Source organism: Actinoalloteichus spitiensis RMV-1378 (genome assembly GCF_000239155.1).
GTDB lineage: Bacteria > Actinomycetota > Actinomycetes > Mycobacteriales > Pseudonocardiaceae > Actinoalloteichus_B > Actinoalloteichus_B spitiensis.
Genome location: NZ_AGVX02000302.1, coordinates 1 through 6,437 on the forward strand (window position 1 = coordinate 1; position 6,437 = coordinate 6,437).

The 6,437-nt window shown below is 73.3% G+C and carries 6 protein-coding genes; 1 reads left to right on the forward strand and 5 read right to left on the reverse strand.

Going from position 1 to position 6,437, the window contains the following annotated elements; translation table 11 throughout:
* Nucleotides 1–190: 190 nt before the first annotated feature.
* Both ACTIDRAF_RS0213920 and ACTIDRAF_RS0213925 read right to left on the reverse strand, forming a co-directional pair.
* Complete coding sequence (locus ACTIDRAF_RS0213920) at nucleotides 191–442, reverse strand: hypothetical protein (protein ID WP_016699345.1); 252 nt, start codon at nucleotides 440–442, stop codon at nucleotides 191–193.
* Between the two features lie 31 nt (nucleotides 443–473).
* A complete protein-coding gene (locus ACTIDRAF_RS0213925) occupies nucleotides 474–734 on the reverse strand; it encodes a hypothetical protein (RefSeq protein ID WP_026066086.1) in 261 nt (86 codons plus the stop codon).
* A 542-nt stretch (nucleotides 735–1,276) separates the two neighbouring features.
* Here ACTIDRAF_RS0213925 and ACTIDRAF_RS28840 point away from each other — a divergent pair.
* On the forward strand, nucleotides 1,277–3,037 hold the full coding sequence (locus tag ACTIDRAF_RS28840) for a M14 family zinc carboxypeptidase (RefSeq protein ID WP_157163029.1): 1,761 nt from the start codon (nucleotides 1,277–1,279) through the stop codon (nucleotides 3,035–3,037).
* Nucleotides 3,038–3,084: 47 nt separating this feature from the next.
* Here the strand turns inward: ACTIDRAF_RS28840 and ACTIDRAF_RS28845 are convergent, their stop codons facing one another.
* From ACTIDRAF_RS28845 to ACTIDRAF_RS28850, 3 genes are all read right to left on the reverse strand, one after another.
* Nucleotides 3,085–4,110, reverse strand: a complete 1,026-nt coding sequence (locus ACTIDRAF_RS28845; protein WP_016699348.1) for a hypothetical protein — start codon at nucleotides 4,108–4,110, stop codon at nucleotides 3,085–3,087.
* A 310-nt stretch (nucleotides 4,111–4,420) separates the two neighbouring features.
* On the reverse strand, nucleotides 4,421–5,110 hold the full coding sequence (locus ACTIDRAF_RS0213940) for a DUF4232 domain-containing protein (protein ID WP_039787295.1): 690 nt from the start codon (nucleotides 5,108–5,110) through the stop codon (nucleotides 4,421–4,423).
* A 420-nt stretch (nucleotides 5,111–5,530) separates the two neighbouring features.
* The coding region (locus ACTIDRAF_RS28850; RefSeq protein WP_016699350.1) for an EAL domain-containing protein at nucleotides 5,531–6,437 on the reverse strand (907 nt) is incomplete at its 5' end.

Consider the following 6,437-nt stretch of genomic DNA (forward strand, 5'->3'; position numbering starts at 1 on the left):
GGCCGCCGACAGGCGGTTGGCGGCCACCCCGAGGAAGTTCGCCACCGCCCGCCGGAACCTGTCGAAGGAGTCCTCGATCCGCCGGCGGCGGTCACCTCGTCTGGTCACCGGGCGGCCCCGCCGCGACGGGACGACGCCCGGTGTGGAACCGCGTGCCGGCGTGGGAGGACCGGGTGGGCGCCGAGGACCATCACAGTCTGGCCAACACGCTCTGCACGGAGGTTTCGACCTGGACGGTCAGGAGGGACACCTGTCGCAGGGCCTCCGCGGCCCGCTGGGCCTCCGGCGGCACCAGCGACTCGTGGTGGTCGGAACTGAGCTCGCCGAGCAGGGCCAGCGCCCGCTCCGTGCGTTGGCGGACGTCGAGCAGCCCGGCCGACGCGCCCCGCACGTCGTCGACGACGGTCAGCAGCGCGGCGCGCAGCTCCTCGATGGCGGACACCTCGGATCACACCTCTCCTGGTTCGGGAGGATCACAGCCTCGCCGCGTACCCGTCCGTCGTGGTCACACACGCGGAGAGCTGGCCGTAGGCCTGGTTCACCAGCTCAACACCCTGGGACAACATCACCTGCGACTGCTGCACCTCCGGCTGCATGCTGCCCTGCATCGCGTTGGTCAGCGTCGCCTGCGCCCGGTCCACCCGCTCCTGGATCTGACGCAGCATCGTCAGCGCCTCGTTGATCTCCTGGTTGGCCTGCGCGATACCCGCGCGGACCTCCTCCACACCTGCCATCCGACCGATGCCCTCCCAGTCGCCGGGTCCCACCATCCAGTGTGCCGGCTCGAATTCGTGGCCGCGTCACACAGAGGTTAGTAGGTGATCAGAACCCGGGACCAGACAGCGCCACCCCCGGCGACCACCTCGTGGAGTCCCGACCGGGCACCCGGCCAGCGGACTCACCCGAACGGCCGGGTCAGCCGGGTCCGACCCGTTCGGACGGTGACGGCCCGACGGTGACGGGAGACCGACCACCGGGGTCCGGGCGGGCACCCGCCTGGCGCGGGAGCCAGGCTGCTCCGCTCCGACGAGCGGCCTTCGCCCGAACGGACCCCGATCCGGGAGTTGCCCGGATCGGCGGCTTGTCGCCCTCGAACCGATGTGTCGACAATGCGAGGTCCTGGTCGCCGGGCCCCGCCGGAATCCGATGAGGAACGCTGGCGGTGTCCGGTCACGACCGCCCGTACGCGGTGGTGCCCGGACCCGGCGGGCCGAGCGTGTCGGATCGGACCGGACGGGCGCGGGTACGCCACCACAGGTCCTGGAGGACGGTGCACATGGCACGACATCCGCGTCCGTTCCACCTCGCTCTCGCCGTGGCGATGGCCTCGGCACTCATGACGGCCAGCCTGGTGCCGGCCACCGCCGAACCGAACCCGGCCGAGCCGGACCCCGTGGAGCTGGTGCGCGTCAGCGCGGCGGGGGAGGACCGGCAGGCGCTCGCGGACCTGCTGTCCGGTACCGGGTACGACCTGGTCGGTCGCGAGGGTGACGACCTGATCGTCCTCGGGGACCGCACGACGGTGGACGAGCTCACCGCCCAGGGCCTCTCGGTGGTGGGCCGGGAGCCGGCGGTGTCCTCGGCGGTGCCGTTGGCCGAGTCCGCGACCCCCCTGCCCGCCCGGCTGGCTGGCCAGCAGTACCCCACGTTCTACGGCGGCTACCGGACGGTGGAAGGGCACTACCAGTTCGCTGAGGACCTGGCTGAGGCGTACCCGGAACTGGTGCGGCACCTGACCTACGGGGAGTCGTGGGAGCGGACGCGGGACGCCGGGGCCGGGTACGAGTTGCCGGTGTTGTGCGTGACGGCGGACGCGGGCGCGGGATGCGTTCCCGAGCCCGATTCGGAGAAACCCCGGTTCCTCCTGATGGCGCAGATCCATGCGCGTGAGGTGACCACCAGCGAGATCGCGTGGCGGTTCGTGACGTCACTGGTGGACGGGTACGGGCGGGACGCCGAGATCACCTCGGTGTTGGACAGCACCGAGATCTGGGTGGTGCCCAACGCCAATCCCGACGGAACCGCGCTCGTGGAACGGGGCATCGAGGACCAGGGCCTCGGCGGCACCAGCCCCGCCTGGCAGCGCAAGAACACCAACGACTCCGACAGCACCGTCCCCTGCGGCACCGGCGGTTCGTGGTCGAACAACCACGCCGGGGTCGACCTGAACCGCAACTGGGACACCCGGTGGGCGGAGAGCGGCTCCAGCTCCAACCCCTGCGGGCAGACCTACCACGGCTCCGGTCCGAACTCCGAACCCGAGACGCACCAGCTGGCCGACCTGTTCGACCGGTTGTTCCCGGCCCAGCGGACCGAACCGGACGGTTCGGCTCCCCTGGACGCGCGGGGTGTGCTCATCACCCTGCACACCTTCGGGGACTACGTGCTGTTCCCCTGGGGCAACGCCGTCGACGGCCCGGCGCCCAACGACGAGGGACTGCGGTCGCTGGGCTTCCGGATGAGCCACTACAACGGTTACCGGACCGGCCGTCCGCCCGAGGTGCTCTACGGGGTCTCCGGAGCCACCGACGACTACTCCTACGACCGGCTCGGCGTCGCGTCGTTCACCTACGAGCTCGGGTCGGCCAGGACCTGCACCGGGTTCCACCCGGCCTACTCCTGCCAGGACCAGCTGTGGGGCGAGAACGCGGACGCCCTCCTCTACGCGGCGAAGAGCGCGAGGGCGCCGTACTCGCTCGCACTCGGCCCCACGGTGTCCGACCTGAGCGTCGTCCGGGCCAACGGTCCCTGGGCCTCGGTGTTCGGCACCGCCGACGACGACGCCTACGGCACCAACGGCGTCGGCAGGCCCACCGCCCAGGACGTGGTGGCCGCCGAGGCCTACGTCGGCGCGCTCCCCTGGGAGGGCGGCACCCCCCAGCCCCTCCGCGTGGTGGGCTCAGGGTCGACGGTGGGGCTGGCGGGCACGTTCGCCACGACCGGCCTGGGAGCCGACCGGCAGTTGATCCACGTCAGGGCCCAGGACTCCGAGGGCAACTGGGGGCCGTTCACCGCGGTCTGGTTGGACCCGGCCTGATCCTCTCCCCGGGGCACCGGCGGGCGGCCACCCGGCCGTCCGCCGGCTCACCCCCACCAGGACCAGTGCTGTTCCTCCCTGGGCAGCGCGGAGCGGTGCGCGGTGCGCAGCTCCTCGGCGCGGGACCGGGCCTGGTCGCCGATCGTGGCCGGCTCCGGCTCCGGCTCCGGCTCCGGCTCCGGCACCGAGCCGGTGAGCGCCGTCTCGGTACCGGGGGCCGGCGCGCGCCAGCCCACGTCCTCCGGCCCCTCGACCCGGCCCGGCTCCGGCTGCCGGGCGGACACCTCCAACCCGACGATGCCGTTCCGCGGCGTGCTGGTCGTGCTCCAGCTCATCACCGCCACCGAACCGGTGCGCGCCACCTCCGACCAGCCCGACTTCCCGAGCCGGCGCACGGCGTCGAGGACGGCCTCCTCGACATCGCCCTCGGCCCGGCCGAGATCCAGCCGAACCCGGTAGCGGGTCGTGGTCAGCGAGGCGGTGTCGGTGATGCGGGGGTTGCTCGTCAGCCGGCCGGCGATGGCCCTGGCCTGCCACTGCGCACCAGCGGACCGCTCGGCCAGCACGTCGACCTGGAGCGCGAGCAGCGGGCCGTCGGGGGGCGGGGCGGCGGCCTCGGACGTCGGGGCGGGAGCGGGCGGCTCCACCGGGTCCGGGGTCTCCGGCTCCCGCAGGTCCAGCGCCGGCAGCGTGCTCTCCCCGAGCCAGGCCTCGACGAGGATGCGTTCACCGCCCGGGACGAGGGAACCGATCAGCTCGGGGTCGTCCACCACGGTCCACGCCGTCGGCGGTTCGCAGCTCAGCCGGGACGCGGTGAAACCGGGGCCGAGGGCTCGGAGCAGGCGGCGCACCGCCCTGCCGAGGGTGGCCCCGGCCTCCTCCCCGCCGTGGACGGGGGTCCTGCGGCTGATCGTCAGCGCCCAACAACCCGGCTCCTCGTGCGAGCAGTCCCACGAGCCGACCACGGCGCCCTCCGAGAGGGCGATCAGGTCGTCGCAGGCGTCTCTCGCGTGCCGGTCGCTCCCAGCGGCGACCACCACGGTGACGAGTAACTCAAGCTGCTCCTCCACCATCGCAGTCAGGATTCTCCACTAGTACGCGCGGCAACGGGACCCGGACCGACCGGAGCGGACCGGGGGGTAGCCCCTCACCCCGGTGGCGGAGCGCGGCTACCCTCGGTACCTGGCCGGTGTGGACAGCCAACCATGTCGACGGCGCTGTTGTCACCTGTCGACCCCGGGCCCGTGGTAGCCCCGGCCGACCCGTCGACGGACGCGTCGCCGCCCGGCCGGCGACACCCGGCGGAAGGGGCGCCCGGCGGCACCGCCGGACGCCCCTGGGGTGGTCACCGCCCCGCCGGCGCGCGGTCCCTGCCCAACCAGCTCACATCGAGAAGTAGGCGCTGCCCTCGATGCGGCCGCCGTCGCAGACCGGGCCCAGCGTCCAGGACGCGCTCAGCGGATCCGTCTCGTCCGGCGGGATGACGTTGATGCTCACCGGCTCGGGACCGCACGGTTCCTCCTCGGGATCGCCCTCGCCCGGGACGACCGTCCAGTGCAGCTTCTTCGCGGCGCTCGCGTTCGGCGCGAGCTGGACCAGCTGCGGGCCGGGATCGTTGGTGCGGCGGAGGTCCGTGGCGATGGCACGCCCGTTCTCGTCCACCAGCTCCATGCCGCCGTAGCCGTAGATGCTGCACGTGCGGCCACTGGTGTTGGTCAGCACGAGATCGGCGTAGCGGTTGCCCGCCGCCGCGTTGAGCGGCCGCACCTCGGCCCTCAGCTCACTGGTGTGGCACCGCTCCTCCGCGACCGCCGACTCCGTCGCGTCCGAGCGTTCCGGGCTGGGCGGTGGCCCGCCGGGCAGGTCCGACTCGGACGGTGCCGCCTCGCTCTCGGTGGAACCGGGGGCGCCCGTGCCGGTCCGGGCCGGCTCGGACGTGGTGGTCGTTGGGGGTGGAGGCTGGGCCTGGTCGTTCTCACCGCCGGTGGGCGCTCCGCCGCAGGCGGCGGCGAAGCCGAGCACCGCGGCCAGCGGGAGTGCCACCCTGACGAGCAAGCTCCTGGACGGTCTCATGGAGATCACCTCCCGGCCGCGGTCGTCTGCGGGGCCGCGACGCGACGAGTGTTCCGTGCCTGTACGAGGAGGACGGCGCAGACGCCCACATGGTTGCCCTTCCACCGCTCGCTCGCAGAGTTGGTGGATGTTCACCGTGGACCCGGCCGCAGGACGTGATCACGGTCCGGCGATGAGCGAGCCCCCGGCGGTGGCCGACCCGCCCACCGCCGGGGCACGGTCGGACACGGGTGGTGGCGAACCCGGGCCATGCGGCGGCGTCCGGGGAACCACCGGCGCGGACCCTCCCCCGGAAGCGGTGAACATCGACTCACCACGGCACCCGCGGCCCCGACGGCCCCGGACCGGCTCGACGAGCGCACCCACCGCTCCGCCCCCACCCGCGGCCGGGGGACCGGGGCCCCGCGACACCACGGTGGGTCAGGACACCGGCGCCACCGGCACTCCCCGGGCCGCGAGTTCCTCGATGTCCTCGGGCGGGCCGGGGGCACCGAACAACGGCCCGTACGCCAGGTCGCAGCCCAGGTCGTGCAGCCGGCGGACCTCCTCCTCCGACGTCACCGAGCCGGCGATCAGCGTCACGTCGAGTTTGCGCAGCATCGGCAGCACCGTCCGCAGCACCTCGTTGTCGAGGCTGTCCTCCCCGTGGTTGGTGGTGCGGGTGCCCCAGGCGGACACGACCAGCGACTCCACCGGCATCGACTCCAGCTGCGAGAAGCAGGTGTAGCCGCTCATCCTGCGGAGCACGAGGTGCACCCCGAGCTCCGTCAACGCCACCAGCGAGTCCCGGAGGTCACCGTCCTCGTCGAGGATCGCCCGTTCCCAGCACTCCACCTGGAGGTCTGCGGGCGCGAGACCGTTGGTCTCCAACGCCTCCCGCACGTCCGCCACCAGGTCCGGATCGGCCGTGTGGCGGTCGCTGAGCGGCACGCTGATCACCGCCCGCAGCCCGCACCGGTCCCGCCACCTCCTGAGCTGTTCACAGGCCTGCCGCAGCATCCACCGCCCGATCGGGATGATCTGCCCGCATTCGGTGGCGACCTCGACGAAGTCCCGGGCGCCGAGCACGCCGTGCTCCGGGTGGTCCCAGCGGGCGACGGCCCGAACCGCCGCCAGCGACGCGTCCGCCAACCGCACCACGGGTTCGTAGTCCAGGTAGAACTCGTAGCGGCGCAGCGCGGTGGGCATGGTGGCCGCGAGGGCGGCGCGCTGGCGGTCCCGCGCGGCCAGGGACTGGTCGTACAGCGTCCACTGGGCGCGGCCGTCCCGCTTGGCGCGACGCAGGGTCTGCCCCGCCGCTCCCAGCAGCTGGAGCGGCTGGGGGGGC